The organism is Salegentibacter sp. Hel_I_6 (assembly GCF_000745315.1).
Lineage (GTDB): Bacteria > Bacteroidota > Bacteroidia > Flavobacteriales > Flavobacteriaceae > Salegentibacter.
This window is the reverse complement of the sequence record NZ_JQNQ01000001.1, coordinates 331998-357377: the sequence shown is the minus strand read 5'-3', so window position 1 is coordinate 357377 and position 25380 is coordinate 331998. Positions and strand designations below refer to the sequence as shown.

At 34.9% G+C, this 25380-nt stretch carries 20 protein-coding genes; 11 read left to right on the top strand and 9 right to left on the bottom strand.

The window, feature by feature from the left end; genetic code table 11:
• The first annotated feature begins 352 nt into the window (after nucleotides 1-352).
• From FG27_RS01625 to cls, 3 genes are all read left to right on the top strand, one after another.
• On the top strand, nucleotides 353-1048 hold the full coding sequence (locus tag FG27_RS01625) for an alpha/beta fold hydrolase (protein WP_037314628.1): 696 nt from the start codon (nucleotides 353-355) through the stop codon (nucleotides 1046-1048).
• 71 nt (nucleotides 1049-1119) lie between these two features.
• A complete protein-coding gene (locus FG27_RS01620) occupies nucleotides 1120-2070 on the top strand; it encodes a lytic transglycosylase domain-containing protein (protein WP_037314626.1) in 951 nt (316 codons plus the stop codon).
• Nucleotides 2071-3534: a cardiolipin synthase gene (gene cls / locus FG27_RS01615; protein ID WP_037314624.1), complete on the top strand. Its 1464-nt coding sequence runs from the start codon at nucleotides 2071-2073 to the stop codon at nucleotides 3532-3534.
• Nucleotides 3535-3573: 39 nt separating this feature from the next.
• On the opposite strand, the gene FG27_RS01610 is transcribed toward cls, so the two are convergent.
• Together FG27_RS01610 and FG27_RS01605 are read right to left on the bottom strand one after the other, a co-directional pair.
• Nucleotides 3574-4290 (bottom strand): TlpA disulfide reductase family protein, encoded by a 717-nt coding sequence (locus tag FG27_RS01610; RefSeq protein WP_037314622.1) that lies wholly within the window; start codon nucleotides 4288-4290, stop codon nucleotides 3574-3576.
• Between the two features lie 141 nt (nucleotides 4291-4431).
• The gene (locus FG27_RS01605) at nucleotides 4432-4947 is read right to left on the bottom strand and encodes a membrane protein (RefSeq protein WP_037314619.1); all 516 of its coding nucleotides are present in this window, start codon (nucleotides 4945-4947) and stop codon (nucleotides 4432-4434) included.
• 153 nt (nucleotides 4948-5100) lie between these two features.
• Between FG27_RS01605 and rpmH the strand changes: the two genes are divergently transcribed.
• The 3 genes from rpmH to FG27_RS01595 all read left to right on the top strand — a co-directional run bounded on the left by rpmH (nucleotide 5101) and on the right by FG27_RS01595 (nucleotide 8797).
• On the top strand, nucleotides 5101-5259 hold the full coding sequence (rpmH, locus tag FG27_RS18860) for a 50S ribosomal protein L34 (RefSeq protein WP_075327124.1): 159 nt from the start codon (nucleotides 5101-5103) through the stop codon (nucleotides 5257-5259).
• Between the two features lie 110 nt (nucleotides 5260-5369).
• Nucleotides 5370-8222 (top strand): carbamoyl-phosphate synthase large subunit, encoded by a 2853-nt coding sequence (carB, locus tag FG27_RS01600; RefSeq protein ID WP_037314616.1) that lies wholly within the window; start codon nucleotides 5370-5372, stop codon nucleotides 8220-8222.
• A 182-nt stretch (nucleotides 8223-8404) separates the two neighbouring features.
• On the top strand, nucleotides 8405-8797 hold the full coding sequence (locus tag FG27_RS01595; protein WP_037314614.1) for a DUF423 domain-containing protein: 393 nt from the start codon (nucleotides 8405-8407) through the stop codon (nucleotides 8795-8797).
• Here the strand turns inward: FG27_RS01595 and FG27_RS01590 are convergent.
• The 6 genes from FG27_RS01590 to FG27_RS01565 form a co-directional block, all read right to left on the bottom strand.
• A complete protein-coding gene (locus FG27_RS01590; RefSeq protein WP_037314611.1) occupies nucleotides 8792-9766 on the bottom strand; it encodes a bile acid:sodium symporter family protein in 975 nt (324 codons plus the stop codon). The two genes, FG27_RS01595 and FG27_RS01590, sit on opposite strands and share 6 nt — an antisense overlap.
• Before the next feature lie 8 nt (nucleotides 9767-9774).
• Nucleotides 9775-10317, bottom strand: coding sequence for an acyl-CoA thioesterase (locus FG27_RS01585; protein ID WP_037314607.1), 543 nt, complete (start codon nucleotides 10315-10317; stop codon nucleotides 9775-9777).
• A 3-nt stretch (nucleotides 10318-10320) separates the two neighbouring features.
• On the bottom strand, nucleotides 10321-10689 hold the full coding sequence (locus FG27_RS01580) for a hypothetical protein (RefSeq protein ID WP_037314605.1): 369 nt from the start codon (nucleotides 10687-10689) through the stop codon (nucleotides 10321-10323).
• Nucleotides 10690-10693: 4 nt separating this feature from the next.
• Nucleotides 10694-11836, bottom strand: coding sequence for a serine hydrolase (locus FG27_RS01575; RefSeq protein WP_037314602.1), 1143 nt, complete (start codon nucleotides 11834-11836; stop codon nucleotides 10694-10696).
• Nucleotides 11837-11914: 78 nt separating this feature from the next.
• Complete coding sequence (gene rmuC / locus FG27_RS01570; protein ID WP_037314599.1) at nucleotides 11915-13318, bottom strand: DNA recombination protein RmuC; 1404 nt, start codon at nucleotides 13316-13318, stop codon at nucleotides 11915-11917.
• Between the two features lie 83 nt (nucleotides 13319-13401).
• Nucleotides 13402-14382 carry an endo alpha-1,4 polygalactosaminidase gene (locus tag FG27_RS01565; protein WP_037314596.1) on the bottom strand — a complete coding sequence of 327 codons (981 nt, stop codon included), beginning with the start codon at nucleotides 14380-14382 and terminating at the stop codon, nucleotides 13402-13404.
• A gap of 279 nt (nucleotides 14383-14661) precedes the next feature.
• Between FG27_RS01565 and pelF the strand changes: the two genes are divergently transcribed.
• The 5 genes from pelF to FG27_RS01540 are packed head-to-tail and all read left to right on the top strand — an operon-like array spanning nucleotide 14662 to nucleotide 24589.
• Nucleotides 14662-16185, top strand: coding sequence for a GT4 family glycosyltransferase PelF (gene pelF / locus FG27_RS01560; RefSeq protein ID WP_037314593.1), 1524 nt, complete (start codon nucleotides 14662-14664; stop codon nucleotides 16183-16185).
• Between the two features lie 2 nt (nucleotides 16186-16187).
• A complete protein-coding gene (locus FG27_RS01555) occupies nucleotides 16188-17801 on the top strand; it encodes an exopolysaccharide Pel transporter PelG (protein WP_037314590.1) in 1614 nt (537 codons plus the stop codon).
• Nucleotides 17802-17808: 7 nt separating this feature from the next.
• Nucleotides 17809-18600, top strand: coding sequence for an endo alpha-1,4 polygalactosaminidase (locus FG27_RS01550; protein ID WP_197051652.1), 792 nt, complete (start codon nucleotides 17809-17811; stop codon nucleotides 18598-18600).
• An 8-nt stretch (nucleotides 18601-18608) separates the two neighbouring features.
• Entirely contained in the window at nucleotides 18609-20585 is a 1977-nt protein-coding gene (locus tag FG27_RS01545) for a hypothetical protein (protein WP_037314585.1), read from the top strand.
• Nucleotides 20585-24589, top strand: a complete 4005-nt coding sequence (locus FG27_RS01540) for a DUF2194 domain-containing protein (protein WP_037314582.1) — start codon at nucleotides 20585-20587, stop codon at nucleotides 24587-24589. The genes FG27_RS01545 and FG27_RS01540 overlap by 1 nt, the downstream gene beginning before the upstream one ends.
• Here the strand turns inward: FG27_RS01540 and FG27_RS01535 are convergent.
• Nucleotides 24586-25380 carry an ABC transporter ATP-binding protein gene (locus FG27_RS01535; protein WP_037314579.1) on the bottom strand — a complete coding sequence of 265 codons (795 nt, stop codon included), beginning with the start codon at nucleotides 25378-25380 and terminating at the stop codon, nucleotides 24586-24588. The two genes, FG27_RS01540 and FG27_RS01535, sit on opposite strands and share 4 nt — an antisense overlap.

Below are 25380 nucleotides of genomic sequence, written 5' to 3'. Positions count from 1 at the left end.
CTTTAAGGCGAAACATTAAATCGTTCAATACGATTGTAATTAGGTGATAATTTATTCTTTGGTGGATTATTGTAAAGGTAAGTAATTAAAGCCCGGAAAGCTGAATTATTAACAGTAATCAAAAAATAAACAGGCTTTAAAAAATTCTCCATTATTTTTAATCTTTCGGTTGTGAAAGCCAAATAAATAGCAGTAATTTTGATAAGTAATCCAGCTGTCTAAGGTTTAAATTATAAAAAATAAAGCTGGAATTTCATCAACAAATCGACACTTGTGTCTGTACATTTCAAACTCACTTAATTATTAAAATTACGGCTTTAAGCCAATTTTGAGTGTTATATACTTGTTAAAAATGAATGAAGAAAATCAGCTAATTCATGTTTATTTTATGCCGGGAATGGCTGCGAATTCTTCTATTTTTGAGTTCATAAAACTTCCGGAAGAACGTTTTAAAATGCATTTTTTAGAGTGGATGATTCCAAAAGCGAATGAAAGCTTAAAAAGCTACGCAGCTAGAATGAATAAGTACATAAAACATGATAATGCAGTTTTAATTGGTGTTTCATTTGGCGGGATTATTGTGCAGGAAATGGCAAAGAACCTTAATTTAAAAAGGTTAATTATAATTTCTAGCGTGAAGTGTAGAGGAGAATTGCCAAGGCGCATGCGTTACGCTGCAAGTACAGGTTTGTTTAAATTAATTCCCACGAGTCTGCTGGATTATGTAGATCACTTTGAGAAGATAGCAGTAGGCGATTTTATTAAAAAAAGAGCAAAACTTTACAGGCAATACCTTTCAGTTAGAAATCAGCGTTATTTAAATTGGGCTATAGAAAATATGGTTTTGTGGAATTGCGCGAAGGCCCAGCAAGGAATAATTCATATTCACGGTGATAAAGATGAAATTTTTCCTATAAAGTATATTCCCGAATGTATTACGGTAAAAAACGGTACGCATATAATGATTTTAAATAGATACCGTTGGTTTAATAAGTATCTTCCTGAAATTATTCTTTCCGGGAAAATGCAGGAAAAAATAAAGGAATAATTTAACATCGATTCATTGTGCATGATTCTTATGCCAATTACAGATGAAGAATAAAAAATGAAATAAAAAATATGAAAATCTTAAAATCGGCCCTTATAATAATTGGTTTTTTTGCTATTGTATTTATAAGTATACAGGCAACACAACAATCACCTGATGCAGGTGTTGAGCAATCTGCGGAATCTTCTAATAAAGATCGCCCGGTTAAAGACTATAACATTTATGCGTTACCGATGCCTGAAAATATAAATTTTGCAGGTGAAGAAGTTCCAATTGAAGATCCGGATATTTATGAAAGAATGGATAGGGAATTACTGGTGAATACCTATTGGCAGTCTAATGCTTTGCTTTTAATAAAGCGCGCCCATAAATATTTCCCAATAATTGAACCTATCTTAGAACAAGAAGGCGTACCTAACGATTTTAAATATCTAGCGGTTATAGAAAGCGGATTAACACAGGCCGTTTCTCCTGCAGGGGCAAAAGGTTTTTGGCAAATTATGGAAGGCACGGGAAAAGATTATGGTTTGGAAATAAATGATAATGTAGATGAACGTTATCATATTGAAAAATCAACACGAGTAGCAGCCGATTATCTTAAAAAATCCAAAGCAAAATTTGGCAGCTGGACGATGGCCGCCGCTGCTTACAATGCAGGAAATAGAGGTGTAGAAAGACAACTGGAACGTCAAAAAGTAAATGATTATTATGAATTATTACTTGGAGAAGAAACCGGGAGATATATGTTTAGGATTCTGGCAATCAAAGAGATTTTGAATAATCCAGAAGAATACGGGTTTAATTTTGAAGAAAAACATCTTTACAAACCAATTCCAACCAAAGTTGTTAAAGTAGATACGGTAGTAAAGGATTTTGCCGATTTTGCGAAGCAGTTTAATATCAATTATAAGATCTTGAAAATTCATAACCCATGGCTTAGAGAAGCACATCTAATTAACGCTTCCAGAAGGGAATATGAAATTAAGATTCCTGAAGAGAATATTTATACCGCTGTTAAATAAATGAACTTCTTCCTGGATAATATTTGGTGGATATTACTATCTGCCAATTTCCTTGTCGTTTTTATAACGGCAGGTTATGAATTGATGCATTATAGGGAACCCGTAAAAAGTATTTCTCTAATTTTTGCACTTTTCGTTTTACCGGTTATCGGTCTTTTGGTCTATTATTTTTTTGCCCAGGAATTCAGGAAAAGCAAATTATTTAATCGAAAAAAATTATACGACCAAAAGATTATCCAGCATTGGGAAGATAAACTTATGCTCAATGAGCAGGACCTTATAGATAAAAAAAAGGATGAGATAGCGCAAAAGATTAAACTGGTTAGTTTACTTCAAAATAACCAGAAGAAACCGGTCACTTTTAAAAACAAAGTTAAAGTCCTTATAAATGGTGAAAATAAATTTGAGGCTTTATTTGAAGATATTAAAAGAGCTAAACACCATATCCATATTGAGTACTACATCATTAATAGCGGCAGAATAGGAAACCGACTCATTTTATTGCTTTGTGAAAAGGCTGAAGAAGGGGTGAAAGTGCGGGTAAGTTATGATTATGTAGCTAGCAGACTTTCCTCTAAAGCGGTAAAAAAAATGAAATCCTGTGGTATTGAGGTTTATCCATTTATGCCGGTTTGGTTCCCAAACTTAACTCGAAAACTAAATTACCGGAACCATAGAAAAATGGCCATTATTGATGGGAATATTGGATTTATTGGCGGAATTAATATTTGCGATGAATATGTGAATTTTGAAGAAAATCCTAAAGAAAAACTGTTCTGGAGGGATACTCATTTACGAATTATGGGCCACGCTGTAAAATCCTTACAGGCCCAATTTCTATTGAATTTCAATTTTATTAGTGGAAAAGAACTTAAAATTGAGGAGAATTTCTTTCCTAAAATAGATATTCCTGAAAGAACTGCGGTGCAAATTGCTGCCAGCGGGCCCGATACCGATTGGCAAAATATTATGGAAGCTATTCTAACAGCCATAAATACTGCTGATAAATACATTTATATCACCACGCCATATTTTATTCCAAATAATCAAATTCTAACCGCATTATGTATGGCGAGTAGGATAGGAGTAGAGGTGAAAATAATTATTCCCGAAAAAGGAGATTCGGTAATTGCACGTTATGCTACCAATTCATATATCGAGAAATTGCTGGAATCTGGAGTACAGGTTTTTCATTATCATAAAGGAATGGTTCACGCCAAGACTATGGTAGTAGATGGTGTATTAACCAGTATTGGTTCCTGTAACCTCGATAATCGTAGTTTTGATATCAACTTTGAAATCAATGCTTTTTTATATGACAGTGAAGTTGCAAATGAAATGACTGCCGTTTACCGGGAGGACCTAAAAGAAACTACTGAATTAAACCTTAATGAATGGGTGCAAAGACCAGCTTTAGAAAAACTAAGAGAAGCGCTTGCAAGATTATGGGCACCTTTACTCTAAATTATTTATTTAGAAAAATAGATATGCTTCACGACTAATTTATTTTGGAGGAACCGCACTTAATTTTATAGATTCCGGTTCCAATGGATTTCCAATAAGATTATTGGTGATAGAAGAATTCATCGATTCATAATTAAGTTTAAAAGATTCTTCTTTAGAAATATTGAAAGGATGAAATACACTTCTTTGAATATCCATAATCTGTTTGTTACCAGAAATTAAATAACAGGTAGGCAATCCCAGGGAGTGTTTTAGATTTTTAACCACATAAGAATGATTGTTCTTCGTTTCATCTACATATAATACATTAATATGTGAATCAAATTGTTTGGAAAGTTCTTTCACTGTCTCTCGCTTATCCCAAAATAAAATCACAAAATCTATTTTATCCTGATATTTTTTGGCGAGCTCATTTAATGCTGGTATTTCGCCCTTGCCAGGAATACACCACGAGGCATAGGTTAATAGATAAACCGGTTTTTTAAAATCGTATAAGGCAATTTCTTTACGTTTAATAGTAAGAAATTTAAAATTATCTATGTAAGTGCTTTTAAGTTTTGTGTCTATGAGGGTATCAAATAGTTTTTCAGCTTTTTCGAACTTCCGGTATTTGTAAGCAGCTTCGGCTTTAGAATTATATTTAGAAAGATGCATATTGAGTGCCTCAGAGAAGTAAAGCTTATCGCTTTTCTCTGTTTGGGCTTGAAGATTCAAACCGAAAACTATGAAAAATAAGAGGAGTAAAATTCTCTTCATGCACTTTGTTCAAATAGAGTTAGAACAAAGATACTTCCGATAAAACAATCGTTAAAACATTATCGGTAAAGGACCAATATTTCGGCTAAAAGCTTTTGATTTACCAACGAAAACAGAAATTAACGAAAATTATCTTAAAGTTTAGATCTTCTTCATTTGCTGCTTCATCATCTTGATCTGGTCTTTTAGCATCCCGTGTTTATCTAGCTTTTTAGCCTCGGCAAGTAGGTTGGTCGCTTCTCTTTTTCGACGCTTAGTCATCGCAATTCCCGCCAGGTTAAGTTTAGCCATAGCCAGATCCTGATCCATTGCAAGCCCCAATTTAATAGCGCGTTTAAAGAATTTTTCTGCCTGTGTAATATTGGTTTGAGAAACCATTAACCCGTGTAGATACCAGTAATAGCCTTGCTGTTTTTGTGTAAGTGCTGCTTCCGGATTTTTAATTCGGTCTAACCATTTTTTTGCTCCTGGAAAATCCTGCTTTCTAAGTCTTAAAAAGGCAAGCAATATCATTTCATTTTTAAAATACAGGAATATAAAGATTAAGGAAAGTAGAATGAACATAATACCATTACCAATGTTTCCTTCTATAAACTGCCAGATGGCAAGACCAAGAACAGCTCCTGCTAAAACTAATTTGATATTCTTATTAAACATAAATGCTTCTATTTTGGAAGCGGCAAAGGTATGAAAAACAATTAAAAATAATTTAAATTAGCTCTTGTAATAGTTAAAAAGCTTTGTATATTTGCACGCAGTTTTACAGAGAGCTATAAAAACGATTATTCAGAAGATTTAAAGATATTTAAAATGAAAAGAACGTTTCAACCATCTAAGAGAAAAAGAAAGAACAAGCACGGTTTTCGAGAAAGAATGGCTAGTGCAAACGGAAGAAAGGTCCTCGCCAGAAGAAGGGCTAAAGGAAGAAAGAAAATATCGGTATCTTCTGAAAACAGACATAAGCACTAATGAGAATTAGGTTTTAAAATATTTAAAGGTGTTACTTTCTTAGTAACGCCTTTTTTTATATCCAATCGCTTCCTTACTTTTATGTTTAATATGCTACAATCCTCATAAAAATGCCAAAAAACAACAACCTTAAAAGTATCCTTATTATTGGTTCTGGCCCTATTATTATTGGCCAGGCCTGCGAATTTGATTATGCTGGAACCCAGTCTTTGCGATCTTTACGTGAAGATGGAATAGGAACCATCCTGCTTAATTCAAATCCGGCGACCATAATGACAGATCCGTCAATGGCAGATCACGTATACCTGAAACCTTTAACCACAAAGTCTATTGTAGAAATTCTTAAAGCACATCCCAATATAGATGCCGTTTTACCAACAATGGGTGGACAAACAGCGCTAAACCTCTGTATTGAAGCCGATGAAAAGGGAATTTGGGAAGATTTTGGAATCAAATTGATTGGAGTTGATATAGACGCGATCAATATTACTGAAGATCGCGAGAAGTTTAAACAACTTATGGGAAGAATAGGGATTCCCGTAGCTCCTGCTAAAACGGTGACATCTTACCTTCAGGGAAAAGAAGTTGCCCAGGAATTTGGTTTTCCTTTAGTAATTCGTGCTTCTTTTACTTTAGGTGGAAGTGGAGCTTCGTTTGTACACGGTCCCGATGAATTTGACGAAAAACTTACCCACGGCCTGGAAGCTTCTCCAATTCACGAGGTGTTAATAGATAAAGCGCTTTTAGGTTGGAAGGAATATGAATTAGAACTGCTAAGAGACAAGAACGATAATGTGGTAATTATTTGTTCCATAGAAAATATGGATCCTATGGGAATTCATACCGGCGATTCGATTACCGTAGCACCGGCTATGACTTTAAGCGATACAACTTACCAGCGTATGCGCGATATGGCCATAAAGATGATGCGCAGCATTGGGGATTTCGCCGGGGGTTGTAATGTACAATTTGCCGTGAGTCCAGACGAAAAAGAAGATATTATTGCTATTGAAATAAACCCAAGGGTTTCAAGATCTTCAGCTTTGGCTTCTAAGGCAACGGGTTATCCTATTGCGAAAATTGCTACTAAACTTGCTATTGGCTATAATTTAGATGAGCTTGAAAACCAGATTACTAAATCTACTTCAGCTTTATTTGAGCCAACTTTAGATTATGTGATCGTAAAAATACCACGATGGAATTTCGATAAATTTGAAGGCGCCGATCGCACTTTAGGTCTCCAAATGAAATCTGTGGGGGAAGTAATGGGAATTGGACGTTCATTCCAGGAGGCGCTTCACAAAGCCACACAATCACTTGAAATTAAAAGAAACGGACTTGGAGCCGACGGAAAGAGCTACACCAAGTATGACGAAATTATAGAAAAACTTACTTACCCAAGCTGGGATCGAGTATTTGTGATCTATGATGCAATTCAGGCGGGAATTCCGCTTAGCCGCATTCACGAGATTACCAAAATAGATATGTGGTTCTTACGTCAATACGAAGAACTTTATGCCTTAGATACAGAGATCTCTAAATTTGATAAAGAAAGCCTTCCAAAAGATCTACTACTTGAAGCTAAACAAAAAGGTTTTGCCGACAGGCAAATTGCGCATATGCTGGATTGTTTAGAGAGCGAGGTTTACAATAAACGTGTAGAACAGGGAATAAACCGAGTATATAAACTGGTAGATACCTGTGCCGCAGAATTTAAAGCGGAAACGCCTTATTATTATTCAACTTTTGAAGCCGAAATTGAAACTCCCGATGGAAAACGTTATGTAGATAACGAAAGCAAAGTGAGTGAGAAGAAGAAAATTGTAGTACTTGGTTCCGGGCCTAACCGAATTGGGCAGGGAATTGAGTTCGACTATAGCTGTGTTCACGGTGTATTGGCTGCTTCAGAATGCGGTTATGAAACCATTATGATTAACTGTAATCCTGAAACAGTTTCAACCGATTTTGATATTGCTGATAAACTTTATTTCGAACCGGTTTTCTGGGAACATATTTATGATATAATTCGCCACGAAAAACCTGAAGGAGTAATCGTTCAGTTAGGAGGGCAAACCGCTTTAAAATTAGCCGAAAAATTAGATCGCTACGGGATTAAAATTATGGGTACTAGCTTTGAAGCTTTAGATCTTGCCGAAGATCGCGGAAGCTTTTCCAAACTACTTCAGGAAAATAATATTCCATATCCTGAATTTGGAACTGCAGAAACTGCAGATGAAGCCCTGGCTTTAGCAGATGAACTTGATTTCCCAATTCTGGTGAGACCTTCTTATGTATTGGGTGGCCAGGGAATGAAGATCGTGATCAACAAAGATGAGCTGGAAGAAACAGTGGTAGATCTTTTAAGAAAAATTCCGAACAATAAATTGTTACTGGATCATTATTTAGATGGCGCTATAGAAGCTGAAGCTGATGCAATTTGTGATGGAGAAGATGTGCACATCATAGGAATTATGGAGCATATTGAACCTTGCGGAATTCACTCTGGGGATTCTAATGCCTTGTTACCTCCTTTTAACCTTGGAGACCTGGTGATGGAGCAAATTAAAGACCACACCCGTAAGATCGCTTTAGCGCTTAATACAGTTGGGTTAATAAATATCCAGTTCGCTATTAAAGATGATATGGTTTATATCATTGAAGCCAATCCAAGGGCATCCAGAACGGTTCCGTTTATCGCGAAAGCTTATAAAGAACCTTATGTGAATTATGCGACCAAAGTAATGCTGGGTCATAAAAAAGTAAAAGATTTCAATTTTAACCCTCAATTGGAAGGATACGCGATAAAACAACCGGTATTTTCTTTCAACAAATTTCACAAAGTGAACAAGCAACTAGGTCCTGAAATGAAAAGTACAGGAGAAAGCATCTTATTTATTGATAGCTTAAGGGATGATGCCTTTTACGATCTTTACAGTAGGAGGAAGATGTATTTGAGTAAATAAGAATTGAATTTAGAAAAGTGAGGCTGTCTGAAAGGATGAAATAATCGTCAAGCTGAAACAAGTTCAGCTTGACGAAACCAGTTCTTTTTAGTCAACCTAATAAACTAAAAGGCCTGCAAGGTTTTAATACTTGTAGGCTTTTTAATTTGGCATTTAATCTTACAGAATTTATATAAAAATATATGAAGGAATTAGTTCTCATAATCGGGGGATTCTACGGCACACTGGCCGTGGTTTTCGGAGCCTTTGGAGCGCACGCTTTAAAGAAACGTTTTTCTGAAGATCAGCTAAAAAGTTTTGAGACCGGTGTAAAATATCAAATGTACCACGCGATCATGCTGATTATTTCAGGAATCGTATTTCCTTTTATTGGCACTTCTCAGCAACTCATTGCCTGGTTTTTTATAATTGGAATATTCTTATTTTCTTTTAGTATTTATGGGCTTACGCTAAGTGATTCTGCAGGAAAAAAGATCAAGATTCTGGGACCTATTACGCCTCTTGGCGGACTTTTACTTATTCTTGGTTGGATCTTTTTTACGATCAATATTGCCGAAATTGCGCTTTATTTATAGGGTTTCTTCTGAAGTCTTAGCGCATAATACCTTTTTTCTATATTTTTCTGCATAAAAAGCGATTAGTATTAATTGCAGGGAGTGATAGATCATAATGGGGAGCAGTAGAAGGCCGGTATTGGCTGAATTTCCAAAGATTACTTTCACCATTACAGAACCGTGAACCAGGGATTTTTTAGTTCCGCAGAATTGCGCGGTAATCTTATCTTTTAAATTGAAGCCTAATAAATTACAGGCTAATCCCAGCCCGAAATACACAATAAAAAACAACAAAACCACAATTCCGGTTAGTTTTAATAAATCGTCTGTTTTTACGCTACTAAATATATTGGAAGTGAATGAGTTACTAAAGCTGGAGTAAACAATTAGTATAATAGTGGCTTTGTCTAATAAACTCAATTTTTTACTATGTTTTCTTGCAAAATCTCCCAGAAATTTTTGCAGAATTAACCCGAGAATTAACGGCATAACTATTTGCCAGCAAAGTTTTATAAGCACATCAAGAAATTCGAAATCGGCACTTCCACTTAGAAAAAAACTAAGCCAAATTGGCGTAGCAAAAATCCCAATAAGTCCCGAAAGACTGGCATTAAAAATCGCGGTTGGTAAATTGCCATTTGCCAGTGAAACCATCACAATTGAAGAGGAAACAGTAGAAGGAAGCGTAGCAAAGAAAAATAGTGCAATCCATAGATCTGAAGTGGTACCCGTATCAAAAAGCGGGAGGCACAATAGGGCCAATAACGGAAAAACCACAAAAGTGGTTAACTGGATAATGATATGGGCTTTATAATTTAAAAAGCCTAATTTAAATTCTGCCGGCGATAATTTCAATCCGTAGAAAAAGAAAATAAAACCAATTCCAACGTCGGTGATGGTTTTTAGTGGTAGAATATCATTTCCCTGCGGCAAGAAATAAGCGATGATAATCGCTAAAAAAATCGCTGCTATAAATCCGTTAAACTTCAAAGGATAGTTTATTTTTCGATTTTTGCCTTATATTTTTCCAGTAAATGCACATATTCTTCCGAAGAAAAATCGGTTTCACTAAACTCCTTTTTACGATTTAGCTTCATTTTATTACGTTTTATACTTTTCGCAAAACGCCTAATATCGTGATCATTGATTAGAATAAGTCCCGGAACCTGAAGTGATTTTCCGTTCTCATCTTTTGCCACCATTGTGAAATAAGAGGAATTACAGTGTTTTATATCTCCGGTTCTAATATTTTCGGCTTCCACGCGAATTCCTATTACCATAGAACTATTGCCCACGTAATTCACAGAAGCTTTCATAGTTACCAGTTCACCAATTTCTATGGGTTTAAGGAAATCTACGGTATCTACACTGGCGGTTACACAATAAGCTCCAGAGTGTTTGGAGGCACAGGCGAAAGCGATGCGATCCATAAGTGAGAGCACATAGCCTCCGTGAATTTTTCCGTTGAAATTTGAATGAGAAGGCAGCATTAATTCTGAAATATCTACCTGTGAGTCTTTTACGTGTTTAAACTGAGTCATAAATTATCTATCTCTAAAATGAGGGGATTCGCCTTTTTGTACTTCGGTTATAAAATATTTGGTATCGCCCCAAAAGAAAAAAGTGGCGTAACGCTCAACATATTTGAGTCTAACGTAATTACCTTCGTTCTCCTGCAGCGCTTCTATAGCTTTCTGGTTATTGTCTAATACTGAAAATTGAAAGATTTGCGCACCACTAATTCCCTGGCTAATTTCCCCTTCCCAGGTTTTAGAAATCACACCTTTTTTACTGAATTTTATAAGTTCCCCGCTTCTTGTACCTTCGCTATAAGGCACGAAGTAGATAAATGCAAACCAGGCTATAAAAAGAAGCAAAATACCTCCTAAAATGCCAAAAAGTGTTTTTTTCATAATTCTAGTTATAAATTTTCTGTACGAATTCTTCAATTTTTGAAGGTTCCAGCCAACGGGTCACAATTACCAGGTTTTCTTTACGGTCTACAATAATAAAATTTCCGCCGAAACCAGCCGCATAAAAAACGTCTTTATCAATATTTTTCCATTGTCTCGGCCCATCGGCATTTAACCACCACATATATCCGTAGTTTGAGTTTGTAGCTGATGGCTGAATAGCTTCTTCAATAAGATCTTCTGAAATTAATTGTTCTCCATTCCAGTTGCCATTATTCATAAACAGTAAACCGAAACGCGCCATATCCTCAGTATTGATAAACATTCCGCCGCCGGAATGCCCGCCACCACTAACCGATTGCATTTTGAAACCATCTATGGTAGTCCAGGAATTCTCATACCCAAACCAACGCCAGCTCGAAGAAGCGTTTATAGGATCCATAATTTCTTCTTTTAAAACCGTGGGAAGTGGTTTTCTAAAAACATTGAGTAAAGAATAGGCGAGCACATTAACCCGAACATCGTTGTACTTAAAATACGTTCCGGGTTCGTTGAGTTTCCGGTTTCTCCAATCGTCTATTGCTGTATCTTGAGAAGGCCTGTCTGCCCAATCATAAGAACCCCAAAGTTCCCCGCTCCAATCTGAATTTTGCTCCAATAAATGTTTCCAGGTGATTTTGGAGTTATGTTCGCCTTCAAAAGTGTTGTCCCAAACGTAACTAATTACCGGGTCCTCAACATTAGTGATCAGGTTTTGATCTAAGGCGAGTAGGGCCGTGGTAGAGAGAAAACTTTTGGTAACGCTAAAAGTCATATCCACACGCTTTGTATCTCCCCATTTTGCAACCAGGTAGCCGTCTTTTAAAATTATTCCCGCCGCGCCACCGCGTCTTTTGGTAGGTCCTAAGATTTCGTGATAAGGTTCTTGTTGAAAACCTTTTAATATTGCCTGGCGTAAATCTTTGGATTCCGAATATTCGTTTGCTTCAGCAAACTGAATAGCTTCGGAGAAATCTAAGTTGAATATTTTTGGATCTTTTTCTTCCCAGGTTCCGGCTTCAGGAAAATAAATATCCTGTGCTGAAATATTCAGCACAAAAAGGTTTATCAATAAAAAGCTGAAAACTGATTTGGTATAGATTTTCATATTATTTTATGGTTTTATTTTCTTGAATGCATAATAATCACCAACCTACAAGGTTTTCAAAATCTTGCAGGAGAGGGGTTAATTTTCATGATTTTCTTCAATTTCTTCCTCATCCATAGCCGATAGCATCTTAGGATCTATTTGTTTACTGGCTTTTGCACCCAGTTTTTTGAGTTTTTCTACGCGGCGCAGCAAATTTCCTTTTCCGGTTAGTTTTTTCATCGCGCCATCATAAGAATTTTGGACCGTTCCCAACTGCCTGCCAATTTTTGTGAGCTCTTCGGTTAAAGCAGTAAAAGAATCATATAAAGCGCCGGCCTGGGTTGCGATGGCAATAGCGTTTTGTTTTTGCTTTTCGTTTTGCCACATACTATCTATGGTCTTGAGCACAGCGAGCAGGGTAGTAGGTGTAACGATAATAATATTTTTGTCAAAAGCTTCAGCATACAGTCCCGGATATTCGTTGGAAGCGACAGCAAACGCAGCTTCAATGGGTATGAAAAGCAAAACGAAGTCGGGACTTTCCATCTCGTATAATTGGTGGTAATTTTTATTACCCAATTCACTTACCCGGTTTCGAATAGCGGTAAGGTGATTTTTTAAATGTTGTTTTCTATCCTGCTCATCTGTTTCATTGCTGTAGCGTTCGTAGGCGTTTAGCGAAACTTTAGAATCTACGATCATTTTTTTATCGCCGGGGAGATTAATTACCACATCGGGTAAAACCCGTTTCCCGTCGGCATTGGTAAAACTTTGTTGAACTGAATATTCACTGCCTTTTTGAAGTCCGCTGCGTTCCAAAACCCGTTCCAGGATCATTTCGCCCCAATTTCCCTGCGTTTTGGTATCACCTTTAAGGGCTTTGGTGAGATTGGTGGCTTCCTTGCTCATTTGCTCGTTAAGCTCTTTTAAACCAATAATTTGTTGTCGCAACATTGCGTGGCGATCTATACTTTCTTTATTTCCTTCTTCGATTCGTTTTTCAAAATGAAGGATTTTTTCCTGCAAGGGGTTTAGAATATTCTGAATATTTTCTTTATTCTGAAGGGTGAATTTCTCAGATTTTTGCTCTAAAATTTTATTGGCGAGGTTTTCAAATTCTTTCTCGAATTTCTCCTGAAGTTGTTCAACTTCGGCTTTTTGTTCTATATTTCTTTGCTCTAAATTTTCAAATTCGGCATTACGACGGGTGAGCTCTGTATTTAAAAAATCTTTTTCTCTTCGAATTTCTTCGCGTTCTTTTTCGAGTTTTTCAGTGTGTACCTGGAACGTGTTTTTGTAATCTACCAATTCAGTTTTGTAATTTTCTAAATTGCTATTTATCTGATTTTTAAACTCATCAACCTGAAGTGATAGTTGATTATTCTTTTCTTCAAGAATGGCTTCTTTATTTTTACTTTTCAATCCTGAAATTAGTTTTCCGAAGTAAAGGCCGAGTAAGAGTGCGACAAAAATTAAGGCGAAGAGTAAATAATCGTTCATTGAGAAAATGGAGTTTTCCCAAAGATACTTATTTGCCGGAATTGTTTAAGAATTTCGGTCTTAGATTAGTATAGAATTAAATATTATTTCTGGGCTTCAAAATACTGGTAGCCGTCTATAATATCGAGATAAACTCCGTCAAAACCAGCATCGATTATTTTGGTGAGATAAGCATTTTCATTTCCGTAAATAACATTTTTCCAGTCTTTATTCCAGTATTTAACTTTAAAGTTTCCTTTCCAGTTAGGATTTTCTTCAACAAGCCATTCCTGATTTTTTAAACTCCAGTTTTCCTGCCAGTAATAACGGTAATCTTCGGCTTCTCCAATAGACATATAGGAGACTACGAGCCGTTCACCTCCATTTTCTTTCTTCTTCAATTTTTTTAGATCTTCTGGAGTAAAGGAACCATCTTGAAAATAAAGATCCAGTATTAAAAGATCATAGTTGGTAAAAGCAAGTTCTGCGATAAGTTCTTCTTTGGTTGGAAAGGCTGAATAATTTAGCAGGTATAGGAAGTTTTTAGCTTGAGAAAGCGCGGTTATATCTAGCTTATTTTCATTTCTAATTTTATAGCCCGGTAATTTATCTAACTCTCTACTTGTGGCAGCGAAAGAAACAAAGTCATTTTCTTTATTTAGGGCATAAGATTTTTCGATTAGTTTTGAGGAAGAACAATAGTCGATGACCAGCACTTCTTTATTATTTTTTTTGGCGACATTAAGGTATTTCTTTAAATATAGATTAGCCGATTTTGGCGTAGGCTTATTTATTTTAGGATACCCAAAGAATAAGTCTTCCTGCGCTACGGCATCTATGGCATCTAAATACTTTAAGGCGGGGATTTCTACTTTATTATTATCTTTAAGCAAAAGCTCCACCCCATTTTGTGGAATAACACTAAAATCTGGATTTTTCTCCTTAGCTCTTGAACTTATTTCCATAACAAAATTTCGCATCTCCTCACGGTAATCTATATTTAAATTAGATTCTTGTGCTGTGTAATTTTGACATGAAACCAAAAAACAATAGATTAACACGCTGCTTATATTTAAAAACTTCATAAAATTTTATATAACATAACGTTGATATGTGATTTTAATTAAATCTAAAAATGAATTTTTTTATTTAGTAACAAAGATAAAGTATTTAAAAAGACGCTTTTTTAGAATTTTAAGATATTAATAATAATATTCGTGATTTTTTGATCTTATTTCACCTTGAATTTACTGAAATAGTATTTGAATCTGATTTAAAGAAATTAAGCCTAACGCTTTAATTTTATGATTTTTAAATTGTGTAGTACTTTATATTTAACATATTTTTGGCAAAAAGAGATTTAAATGGCGAAACCATCGGTAATGCTTATTTTAGAGGGCACTTATCCTTATAATGGTGGGGGTGTGTCTACCTGGGCGCATCACCTGTGCAATAGGGTAGATAACATAAATTTCAAGTTATATTCCATAAATGCTTCATTTGAAGATAAACCCAGGTATGAATTAAGTAAGAATATTAGTGAGGTTATACAAGTACCATTATGGACTCCAGATGAACCTTATGACTATATTAGCTATGGCGAAGAATATTATAAAACGGTAGCGAAAAAAGAATTTACAACTGATAAGGTAGTAGGTGAAAAATTTGTACCGCTATTTCAGGATTTATTGGAGTTTATTTATAGTGATGACCGGGAGATTAAAGAGCTGGATGATATATTCTACAAGCTATGGTTATATTTTGAAGATTACGACTATAAAGAAACCATAAGAAATAGTCAGGTTTGGATTACTTATAGAGATACTCTTGCGAAATTTATAATTGGTGAGCGTAACCCAGATGCCTCTTTAATAGATATTACCATAGGCTTACGGTGGATTTACCGTTTCTTAATACCTTTAGCTATTGTAAATATTCCAAAAGTAGATGTTACTCATTTAACGCTTAGTGGTTTTCCTGTTATTCCTGCACTTATTGCAAATTATAGGTATGGAAGTAAAATTATGCTTACAGAACACGGTGTTTTCATTAGGGAAAGACTATTGGCTATCAGCAATTCAGAATATCCATATTTCCTAAAAAGTTTATTAATACGATTTTCTGAAGGCATAGCCCGTTTAGCATATTATAAAGCCGATGTCATTATCTCGGTAACAACCTTTAATCAAAAATGGGAAAGATGGTATGGTGCTAATCCTGCCAAGTTTAAAATAATTTATAACGGTATTGATCCTAATGTTTTTAAACCCGGCCCTAAACCGGCACATCTTATAAATATTCCCACGGTTGTGGCTGTGGCCCGGGTGTTCGAGTTAAAAGATATTTTAACCATGATAAGGTCTTGCGCGGTTGTAAAGGAAACAATTCCTAACGTACAATTTCTCGTATATGGTGATGATCAAGCCGTGCCTGAATACACTAAAGAATGTCTTGAACTTATTCAGGAACTTAAGCTCTTGGAGAACTTTAAATTTATGGGCCCCAGAAGCGATCCTCAAAATATTTTTCTTGAAGGCGATCTTTCTATTTTAACTTCTATTTCTGAAGGTTTCCCTTATACAGTTATTGAATCTATGGGCTGTGGAATTCCAGTCGTTTCTACTGATGTTGGTGGTGTTAAAGAAGCATTAGATGAAAGTTGCGGTTTTACCTGCAAACCCAAAGATGCAGAAGGAATTGGAGCTGCGGTGACTAAACTTTTATTAGATAGAGATTTACGAAAATCTATGGGAATAAATGCAAGGGAGAAAGTATTACAAAACTTTACCTTAAATACTTTCGTAAATGAATATGAAGAAGCTTATAACGACTTGATGAAGGACAAAAAAGCAAAGTCTAAAATGGCTAAAGTTGAAGATTTCTCTTAAGAATGAATAAAGATCAAATAAAAGCTATTGCAAAACTTGTAGTTGCAGTTAAAGAACGTAACGGTAAACCGGTAAATGTTTATGTAGTAGCAGCTACTATAGAATCCTTTGGGATTAGGGAGGCAGATGTAAAAGTAGATTACGGTTTTGAAAGTATTATGCATCTTTCTAAATACATTTACAAAGCTTATGATGCGGTCACTCTCGCTAATCTTAAAAATAACAACCAACGTATTGCTGAGGCAAAAACTTACAAAAGGCTGGCACTAACCGAATATATTACCACCAAAAATACCAAACGCTTTTTGGTAGATTATAGTTCAGGTCTTATTCATCTATTCCCGGTTTTTCTGCAGGTTTTCGCAATTATTCTTTTTGGATTTTCTCTTTGGACCTATTCAAAATTTAATAATCTGCAATCTACAGCAGTGGTACTTGGTGTAATATTTGGATTTGTGATAAGTGGTGGTTTTATTCAGGTGATAGGAAAACAGGTGTCTTATTACTGGTATAATGAAGATTATCATATGGCAGGGCATTCCACCAGGCGAATAATTCAAAATGGAACATTAGCTATTGTTGGCTTTTTTGCACTTTCCCTGCTTCTTAATTTCATTTTTCCGCTCTATAGTTCATTATTTGTTCTAATAAGCTTTTCTTATGCCCTTTTAATTGGTTTTTTACTACTTGTTTTAGCACCATTATACGCTCTTAAGCAAAGATGGATGCTTTCAGTGAGTGTTTTTATAGGAACTGTTGTAGCACTCTTATTACATTTTTATACAGATTTGCATCCTTACTTTGTGCATTGGATTGGTATATTTATCGCTTCGGCTATATCTGTAGGTTATATTTATATGTTTTTTAGATATAAACTAAAGCAAAATGTGGTTGTAAAAAAGAAGCCTAAAGTGATGCTTTCTTTGTATAGAAATTTTAATTACTTCGTTTATGGGACCTTTATTTTTCTATTTGTTTTCTTAGATAGAATAGTAGCCTGGTCTTCTACACTAAACAGGGAGATTCCTTATGTAGTTTACTATGAGAAAAACTATGAAATTGGTATGGATCTCGCAATCTTAATTTTCTTTCTACTAGGTGGGGTAATGGAGTATGCTATACATTCCTACATTAGACATATGGATTTTCATCAATTGGAAGTAAAATATTCTGAATATTATACCTTTAATAATAAGATGAAAAGGATGTATTTTAAACATCTACGGTTATTTAGCGTTAGCGCTATTGGAATTGCTATATTTTTATACCTTATTATTACACAGCCCTGGGGATATTCGAGAGGGTTTGAGGAAATTCTTAGTCCTTTGAGTATTAAAGTTTGCATTTTGGGTAGTATAGGCTATTTATTTCTTAGTTTGGGAATGTTGAATGTTCTTTATCTTTATACCCTGGGGCAGCATAGAAAGCCTTTGGTAGCTATAGTTATAGCCTTTTTGGTTAATTTGTTTATTGGTATCCTTGCAAGTAGGTGGTTTGCTTATGAATACAGTGTGCTGGGAATGCTGGTGGGTTCTTTTGTATTTGCCATGTTAACTACCAGGGTAACCTATAGGTTCTTTAAAAATATAGACTATTACTATTATGCATCTTACTAAAATTTTTATGATAGCAGCCACAATTGGTTTATCGTGTTTACAGGCAGTTGGTCAAAAACTTACTCAAGATAAACAGGTACTTTTTACCTATGGTGATTTTTACCCGGGAGAGGTTTCAGATTATGAGATTCTGGTAATTGAAAGCGCCCATTTTGATAGTGAGGACATCGCTGTTTTAAAGGAAAATAATAATATCGTTTTAGGATATGTGAGCCTTGGAGAAGTTAATGAAGCTGCAGCTCATTTTCCAGATTTAAAAGATTTTACCTTTGGAAAGAATGAAATATGGAACAGCCATATTTTAGATATTGAAAATGAAGAAACAAAAGAGACCCTTCTTAGAATTTTCAATTATAATATGAATAAAGGATTGGATGGGATGTTTCTGGATAATATTGATAATTATACTGAATTTGGCCCCACACCTAACAAGAAAAACGCTCTTTTAGACTTTTTAGAAGTTATAGAAATTGCGTTTCCTGATATTTATTTGATGCAAAACGCAGGAATTTCTATTCTAAAAGATACACATCCATATATTGAGGCGGTGGCAAAAGAAAGCATCGCCACCGATTATAATTTTAATAACAAAAAATATCAACTAAGAGATGAAAAAGTTTTTACCAATTTATTATCTGAACTTGATAAAGCTTACAGCGATTTTAAAATACCGGTTGTTTTAATTGAATATGCAGATACCCCAAAATTAAAAGAAGAGATAAAAAAAAGATTGGCAGAGACCTCGTGGCCATATTTTGTCGGGAAAATTGAATTGCAAAAGATACCTGATAAAAACTAATCAATACTATGTTTTTAGAGCCCTACCTACTTTCTGGTCCTTTAAGGATAATCCTTTTATTTGCCTTAACCCTAATTGTTCATAGAGTAATTTCTACAAGGGTATCGGCACTTACGGCCTTAAATTTTTTAATTCCTACTATAACTCTTGGCCTTTCTGCGGTTTTAATAGGAAGCTTTGTACTGGTTTTAACCTATACCTTCGATCTATTTGTTCTAATAAGCATTGCATTAATGCTTATTATTCTAACCTTTATGAGGTTAGATTTTAGTAAACCTTTAAAAGAGCAAATACAAAGAATTTATAGCCGTACTATTTTATATAGTACAATAAAGCTTGAAAAAAGAGAACGATTTTTAGACAAGGACAATATTATTAAGCCTAAGTATAAAAATAAGGAGCAGGGTTTATCCCAATATCATAAGAACTGGCAATTAGTTATAGGATTTTTACTACCGGTAATCACTTATATTTCTAGAAATTCTCTTTTTCAAAATGACATTTTTACACTTTCCTCCAGTTGGTTTAATAAACTGGAACTTATAAATGGTATTTCTATTGGGAAATGGTTTTTTCAGCCGGGGGAGATGATGGGAGATTATTTACTTATCAATCTTTATGCGAAAATAACCAATATTACCTATGCCCAGGCTCTACAATCTTTTGGGATATTAGAATCTGCCTTGCTTTCTTTAATAATTTACTGGGTGGTTTTTAAGATTACCAGAAAGCATTCTTCAGGGATCGTTTCAGGGCTAAGTTTCGCGCTACTTTATGCTTTTCTACCTATAAATATAGAGTTGCTGGCAGAACATAAATCGGTTTTTACAGCTTTGGTTATTGCCTTACCAACAATGTTTATCGCTATTTATCCGCAAAGCTTTCGATTTAGCCGAAATTTGAAATTTACCTGGATGGTAATTCTGTTTAGCGCTATATTTTTAATAGATCTTTTTGTAGGGCTAGTTTTAGTACTACCATTTTTACTGATCTTGACCTCGTTTAAAATCCGAAAGAATTTTAAACAAAGTTTACAGTTATTAGGGGCTTATTTAACAGCAGTTATTTTAATAGGAATTATTTATGGAATTGCCGCCTATATAAAAGCTGAAGATTTTACAGCATTTATACTTTCTAATCTTTATTCTTTTGAAAGTTATACCTATAATCCTTACTTAGTACTTCCGTTTAACCAGCTTATGCATTACTATCAGGTAACAGGCATAGTTTTCTTAATTATTTGTATATATAAGTACATTAGAAACCCTCGAAAATGGCTTGCAAGTATCGTTTTTCTTAGCTTCATAAATATAATTTTCGTTGTTTACCAACTTAACGAAATGATTGTAGATTTAGATATTCTAAGTCAGGTGCTTTGTATATTCCTTCCGGTTTTCTTCGGAATTGTACTAAATATAATTATTGATTTTCTTTCGTTTATAAACCTTGCAAGCAGGAAAGCAATTGCTATTGAAGTAGGAATGGGCGCGATAGTCATGGCAGCCCTGGTATTTTATACATTTCCTGAGACAGCAAATTTAAATTTCGAAACAAATAAAACCAGAAATTTAATATTTGAAGCATATTCTAAAATTCAATCAAGGCACCTACCTTACTCCTACGCAGTAGTAAATGCTTCACCATATTCCAGTTTTAGTAAAAACAGCCATTATTACTATGATTATAATTATTTCAACAATAGTTATATAGAAAGGGATAGGCAGTACAATAGGTATAAAAACGATGTACAATACCTAAACAGTAATCCTAATGTAATTTTACCCCAGGCCTTATTTGTGTTTATTTATAATAATCCTGGAAAGTTGGAATCTAGAAAAGAACAACAGGAAATAGCCCTGGAGCGCATTAAACTTTTAAGAGCTAAAGGAAGGGAGATAGGGCCTTATTATAAAAATAAGGATTTAACTGTTTACCGCATCGTGAATAAAACAGGTTCCAGTAACGTAAATGAATTACTATATTGATGAAAATAAAATTACCAGAAAAACTTATAAAAGCTTGCTATCTGGCCTTATGTTTTTTCACAATACTGGCTTGTGAGAAGGATGAGAAGGAACAACAGGCATTAGAAAATAACCCAAAGGTAATATATGATGAAAACAGCAAAGAGCCCTGGGTTCTTTATATTACTGAACCAGGAAATGAAATGATATCCGGGAATAAAAATCATATAAAGAAGGCACTTAACTATGCTAAAATTCCCTTTGGGGCCATTAATTTAAATGATTTTAACGCTAATCAAAAAATATCTACTTCTGTAAAAGTAATAGTAGTTTACGATATGGCTCCTTTAAATAAATCCTCAATGCATTTCCTCCTAAATTTCGTTGCCAGTGGAGGGCATATATTTATACCTACGGTTGGCACCAATAAGAATTTTGGATTTTTTGCAGGAGTAAAAGAAGATGCCAATTATGAAATAGATACTATAGCCCAGGGCTTTAAGTTTAAAACAAATTTTTTACCGGCCTTAAAAGGAAAACCTTATAAAAACAAAACCAAACATTATGGATTGGCAACGGCAAATTTTAAAGATGAAATTGAAGTTTTAGCAACTTCAATTTCTGAAGAAGATTATCCATTAATTATAAAGAATAATTTAGGAAATGGTTCTGTAATTACGTTTAATACCGAACAATACTCACAAAAGCAGGAGCGTGGTTTATTCTTTTCTGCTATTCTGCAAGGTTTAGAAAGTGTACCTTATCCCATAGCAAATGCTTCCAGTATTATGTTAGACGATTTTCCGGCTCCACTCTATAATTTGAAGTTAGAACCCGTGGCTTCAGAATTAGATTTAAGTCAGGCCCGATTTTATACTGATGTTTGGTGGAATGATATGCGAGAACTGGCCGAGAAGTACAACATCCAATATTCTGCATATGTTTGTTTTGATTATGCAAACCACACTACGCCACCTTTTAACTTTAGTGAGTGGGAGCAATCTATTTTACAAGGTTCTAATGAAAGTAATGCGGCAGACCAACTTATGAAGAGTTTTAAAAACTCTAATCACGAAATTGCACTGCATGGATATAATCACGCTTCACTCACCCTGGAAGAGTGGCCTAATAAACAATACATGGGATTAAGCCTGGAGGCCGTTAAAAAGCGTTGGGCTGCTAAAAATTATGGTGATTTGCCGGTTTCTTACGTGCCTCCATCTAATATAATAGATAGTACAGGTTTTGTGGCCCTGCAGGAAAACATTCCTAATATTGTATATAATGCCAGTATCTACCTTGGTGATTTTGAAGAAGGAGGAGACAGGGAATATGATCCTGAACCACATAATTATCACTTTTTTAATTACCCGAGAATTACCAGTGGTTTTGCAATGACGCCTACAAGGGAGTTTAATCAACAGTCCATTTATCTCTATACCGGGATATGGTCACATTTTGTACACCCCGATGATATTTACCAAATTCCGGGGGAAGAACCACTTTTAAGCGCAGGCAATTATAATTTAAGGAATGAGAATAATTACGGTTGGAAAATTTCTCCAGATGGTTCTCCAGGATTATTGCCAAGGTTTGATAAATATCTTAAAAAAGTAAAAACTACCTTTCCATTTATCCGGTTTTTAAAAGTTAGTGAAGCAGCTAAAATCACCAGGAACTGGAGGGATATTTCATATAATTTTTCTGAAACTGAAAATAATATTATAGTTACTGCTAAAACCAAAAAATTAAATGATGCTGAGAATTACTGGTTTGCATATATTTCAGAAAACCATATTGATGATATTGAAGAATATTTTAAGGATAATAATTTAGACTTTACTAAAACTCCATATTTAGATGGTTTTTTAATTAATATTAAAGCGCGAAAAAGACAACTTAGCCTGCCCCGATACAAAGAAAATTTCAGTAAAAATGTTGGCAGTTCAATATTAGAGAATTATGACTCTTATTTGTTGGTCAAACCGGCAGAAGATCTTGAAGATATTGATGAAGAAATAAATGAATTAAAATCTAAAATTACTCAAAACAATAAATTTGAGCGTGAAGATTGGTTGAAATTATTTCAGTATTTAGGTTGGAAAAACCGGCAAAATCAAATCTGGCCTTTACTTGAAAAAAAATATAATGAAAATAAGAATTCGGTCTACGTGCATCTTTCTTTAGAATTCACCTCCCAAAGCGATTATCCAGATTTGGAAACCAGGAAGCGATGGATGCTTAGACAAATAGAATTGCAGCCGGAAAACATACAACTTAGGAAAAATTTTATTGGCTACTTTGGAAATAATACCGGAATTCAGCTAAGCAAAGAGGAATTATTGAATTTAATAGAGGAGACCAAACTGGACGAGGAGCGTTTTAGCTATTTTTTATTACTCAATGAAAAACATCCAGATGCGGCTTTCAATTTAGTAAAAGATATAGAACCCTGCCGGGAAGATTACAGGCTTGCGGCTTCTACTATTTCCTGGGTTTTTGCCGATGCTAAAGATTTTGAGCAAGCTATTTTATGGTCTAAATGCGCTGAAGAAATTACTGAAGACATTGTAGATGATTGGCGGGTACAAACTGGAGAATATGCATTTTTAAAGGAAAAGAATTTTCCGCTTTATATAGAATATCTGCTTGCTGATAATGATAAAAAAGCGGCTCAGAAATTATTGGAAATCGAGCCCTGTAGAGAAGAATTTAAACATTTGGCGCCTACTATCGCCTATGCTTATGGCGGGCAGGGAAGTTATAGAAAGGCATTGGAATGGTCTTCCTGTAGTCCAGATTTTCCACTTGTAGAACGCATGCAATGGTTCTATGCATTAGAAAATTTTGTTGAAGTAGAGCGATTGTATGCAGGGTATTCTGAAAAAAATAACCCTAAAGAAAAAGAAGCTATTCAGGTTTTTATGGCAGAATATTATTTGGGCCGTAGCGAAATGATTAAAGCCTGGGAATTTGCTTCAAAATTGTCAGACTCAAGTAATAAAGATCGTTTACAAAGGCAGTTGAATAACAGCGTTATTTATCTTGGTAACGAACAAAAAAGGCTACTTTTAAACGAGTATCCTTCACTTTTTTATCCTGAAGTTGCTTCTATAATCAAGCAGAACCTAAGAATAACTGAGGGAGATTTTGTGCAAATTGGGAGTAATATTATTAGCGACAGGTTTGATCCTACCTCTTTTGGTTTAGAAGCAGTATATGGCACTAGAGATAAGAAATACAATCAGCATCAATTTGGGCTAAGCCGTTATAACGCGTATCCTATTCCATTCCAGGGGGAGGATTTAGAGAATAATGAAGATATGCAGTTATATGGCCTGGTTTATAGATTTAAAACCAGGGAAAGAATAGAGAAATTTAATTTTGGCTTTGGATCCCGTCTCGAGTTCAACGAAGCTGGAAAAGCATATCTTCATTTAGAAGCATCGGCATCTATTGCTAAAGATAGTCTGTATAGTTCCTTTCAGTTTTTTAGAAAACCAGCTTTAACCGGTCCAGCATATGTTCTTGATATATACCAAACGCAATTAAATGTTTACGAAGAACTTCAATTTAAAGAGAAATTCCAGGCGGTTCTTTATGTAGAAGGTAATCATTATAATGACGAAGATGTGATGGATATCCAGGCGCTTACAAGTTTGGCGATGGATTTTAAGCTGAATAGAAGAGCTAAATTTATGCCTTATACCGAATTCTCCGGGCTGCTGGGTAATTCTAACCGGCCCAATGGATTTCCTTACTGGACTTTAGATGAAAGATTTTACGGTGGTTTAGGTGTTGCTTATCAATATGAAAATGAAAAGAACCTTTGGAAGCTTAACCTGGATGCAGGATATTTTTTAGATACTTTTTCAGATGAATTTCAGCGCTATCGCGGAAATATGCTGTGGCCTATCTCAAAATACTTACATTTTAATACCCAGGTAGAATTCTTTACCCTTAAAAATTTCTATTCCAATAGTTTTAGTTTTGGGCTGAAATATTTTCTGGATGGAAATAACTAAGGATTAATCTTAAATGAAGCTGAAGCTTTATCAAAAACTATTAAACCTTCAGGAAAAACAGTAGAAAATGCACCTGATTTCAAAAGTTCATTGGGAGAGCCCGTTGTTACTTTCTGATTCTGCATTAAAATAATCTTATCGCAAAGCTGAATGGCAAGGTTGATCTCATGCGATGCAAAAACAATGGCTTTATTGGTTTTTCGGGTAAGTTTTTTAAGCAATTTTAGAACATAAGCCTTGTGATACAAATCCAGGTGAGTAGTGGGTTCATCTAAGATAACCAGCGGCGTATTCTGCGCAATTGCTCGTGCAATTAATACTTTTTGTAATTGCCCATCGCTTAATTCGTAACATTTTTTATTTTGAAGTTCTTCAATACCTACATTTTGCAGTGATTTTTTGATCTGTCTTAAATCGTTTTTACTTAGGCGGCCAATCCAATTGGTATAAGGTTGGCGGCCAAGGGCAACGAGTTCAAATACACTTAAATTTTTAGAAATAGGTTGTTCTGTTAAAACAAGGCTAATTAATGAAGCGAGTTCTAAAGAATCTATCTGCTGAATTTGCTCATTTTTCACTAAAACTTTTCCATTTAGTGCGTCCTGAACTCCGCTTAGGGTTCTTAAAAATGTAGATTTTCCAACTCCGTTTACGCCAATTACAGCAACCAGTTCGCCCTCTTTTACTTCAATATTAATGGTTTTAGCAATAAGAATTTTTTCGGTTTTAGTGCTGTAACCAATATCTAGATTTTCGGTTTTCAGGATGCTATGTGGTTCGTTTGAGCTCAA

Excerpts from the sequence above, each read along its gene's own strand:
- FG27_RS01625 (WP_037314628.1), top strand. The coding sequence starts at position 353 with ATGAATGAAGAAAATCAGCTAATTCATGTTTATTTTATGCCGGGAATG.
- FG27_RS01620 (WP_037314626.1), top strand. The coding sequence starts at position 1,120 with ATGAAAATCTTAAAATCGGCCCTTATAATAATTGGTTTTTTTGCTATT.
- cls (WP_037314624.1), top strand. The coding sequence starts at position 2,071 with ATGAACTTCTTCCTGGATAATATTTGGTGGATATTACTATCTGCCAAT.
- FG27_RS01610 (WP_037314622.1), bottom strand. The coding sequence starts at position 4,290 with ATGAAGAGAATTTTACTCCTCTTATTTTTCATAGTTTTCGGTTTGAAT.
- FG27_RS01605 (WP_037314619.1), bottom strand. The coding sequence starts at position 4,947 with ATGTTTAATAAGAATATCAAATTAGTTTTAGCAGGAGCTGTTCTTGGT.
- rpmH (WP_075327124.1), top strand. The coding sequence starts at position 5,101 with ATGAAAAGAACGTTTCAACCATCTAAGAGAAAAAGAAAGAACAAGCAC.
- carB (WP_037314616.1), top strand. The coding sequence starts at position 5,370 with ATGCCAAAAAACAACAACCTTAAAAGTATCCTTATTATTGGTTCTGGC.
- FG27_RS01595 (WP_037314614.1), top strand. The coding sequence starts at position 8,405 with ATGAAGGAATTAGTTCTCATAATCGGGGGATTCTACGGCACACTGGCC.
- FG27_RS01585 (WP_037314607.1), bottom strand. The coding sequence starts at position 10,317 with ATGACTCAGTTTAAACACGTAAAAGACTCACAGGTAGATATTTCAGAA.
- FG27_RS01580 (WP_037314605.1), bottom strand. The coding sequence starts at position 10,689 with ATGAAAAAAACACTTTTTGGCATTTTAGGAGGTATTTTGCTTCTTTTT.
- FG27_RS01575 (WP_037314602.1), bottom strand. The coding sequence starts at position 11,836 with ATGAAAATCTATACCAAATCAGTTTTCAGCTTTTTATTGATAAACCTT.
- rmuC (WP_037314599.1), bottom strand. The coding sequence starts at position 13,318 with ATGAACGATTATTTACTCTTCGCCTTAATTTTTGTCGCACTCTTACTC.
- FG27_RS01565 (WP_037314596.1), bottom strand. The coding sequence starts at position 14,382 with ATGAAGTTTTTAAATATAAGCAGCGTGTTAATCTATTGTTTTTTGGTT.
- pelF (WP_037314593.1), top strand. The coding sequence starts at position 14,662 with ATGGCGAAACCATCGGTAATGCTTATTTTAGAGGGCACTTATCCTTAT.
- FG27_RS01555 (WP_037314590.1), top strand. The coding sequence starts at position 16,188 with ATGAATAAAGATCAAATAAAAGCTATTGCAAAACTTGTAGTTGCAGTT.
- FG27_RS01550 (WP_197051652.1), top strand. The coding sequence starts at position 17,809 with ATGATAGCAGCCACAATTGGTTTATCGTGTTTACAGGCAGTTGGTCAA.
- FG27_RS01545 (WP_037314585.1), top strand. The coding sequence starts at position 18,609 with ATGTTTTTAGAGCCCTACCTACTTTCTGGTCCTTTAAGGATAATCCTT.
- FG27_RS01540 (WP_037314582.1), top strand. The coding sequence starts at position 20,585 with ATGAAAATAAAATTACCAGAAAAACTTATAAAAGCTTGCTATCTGGCC.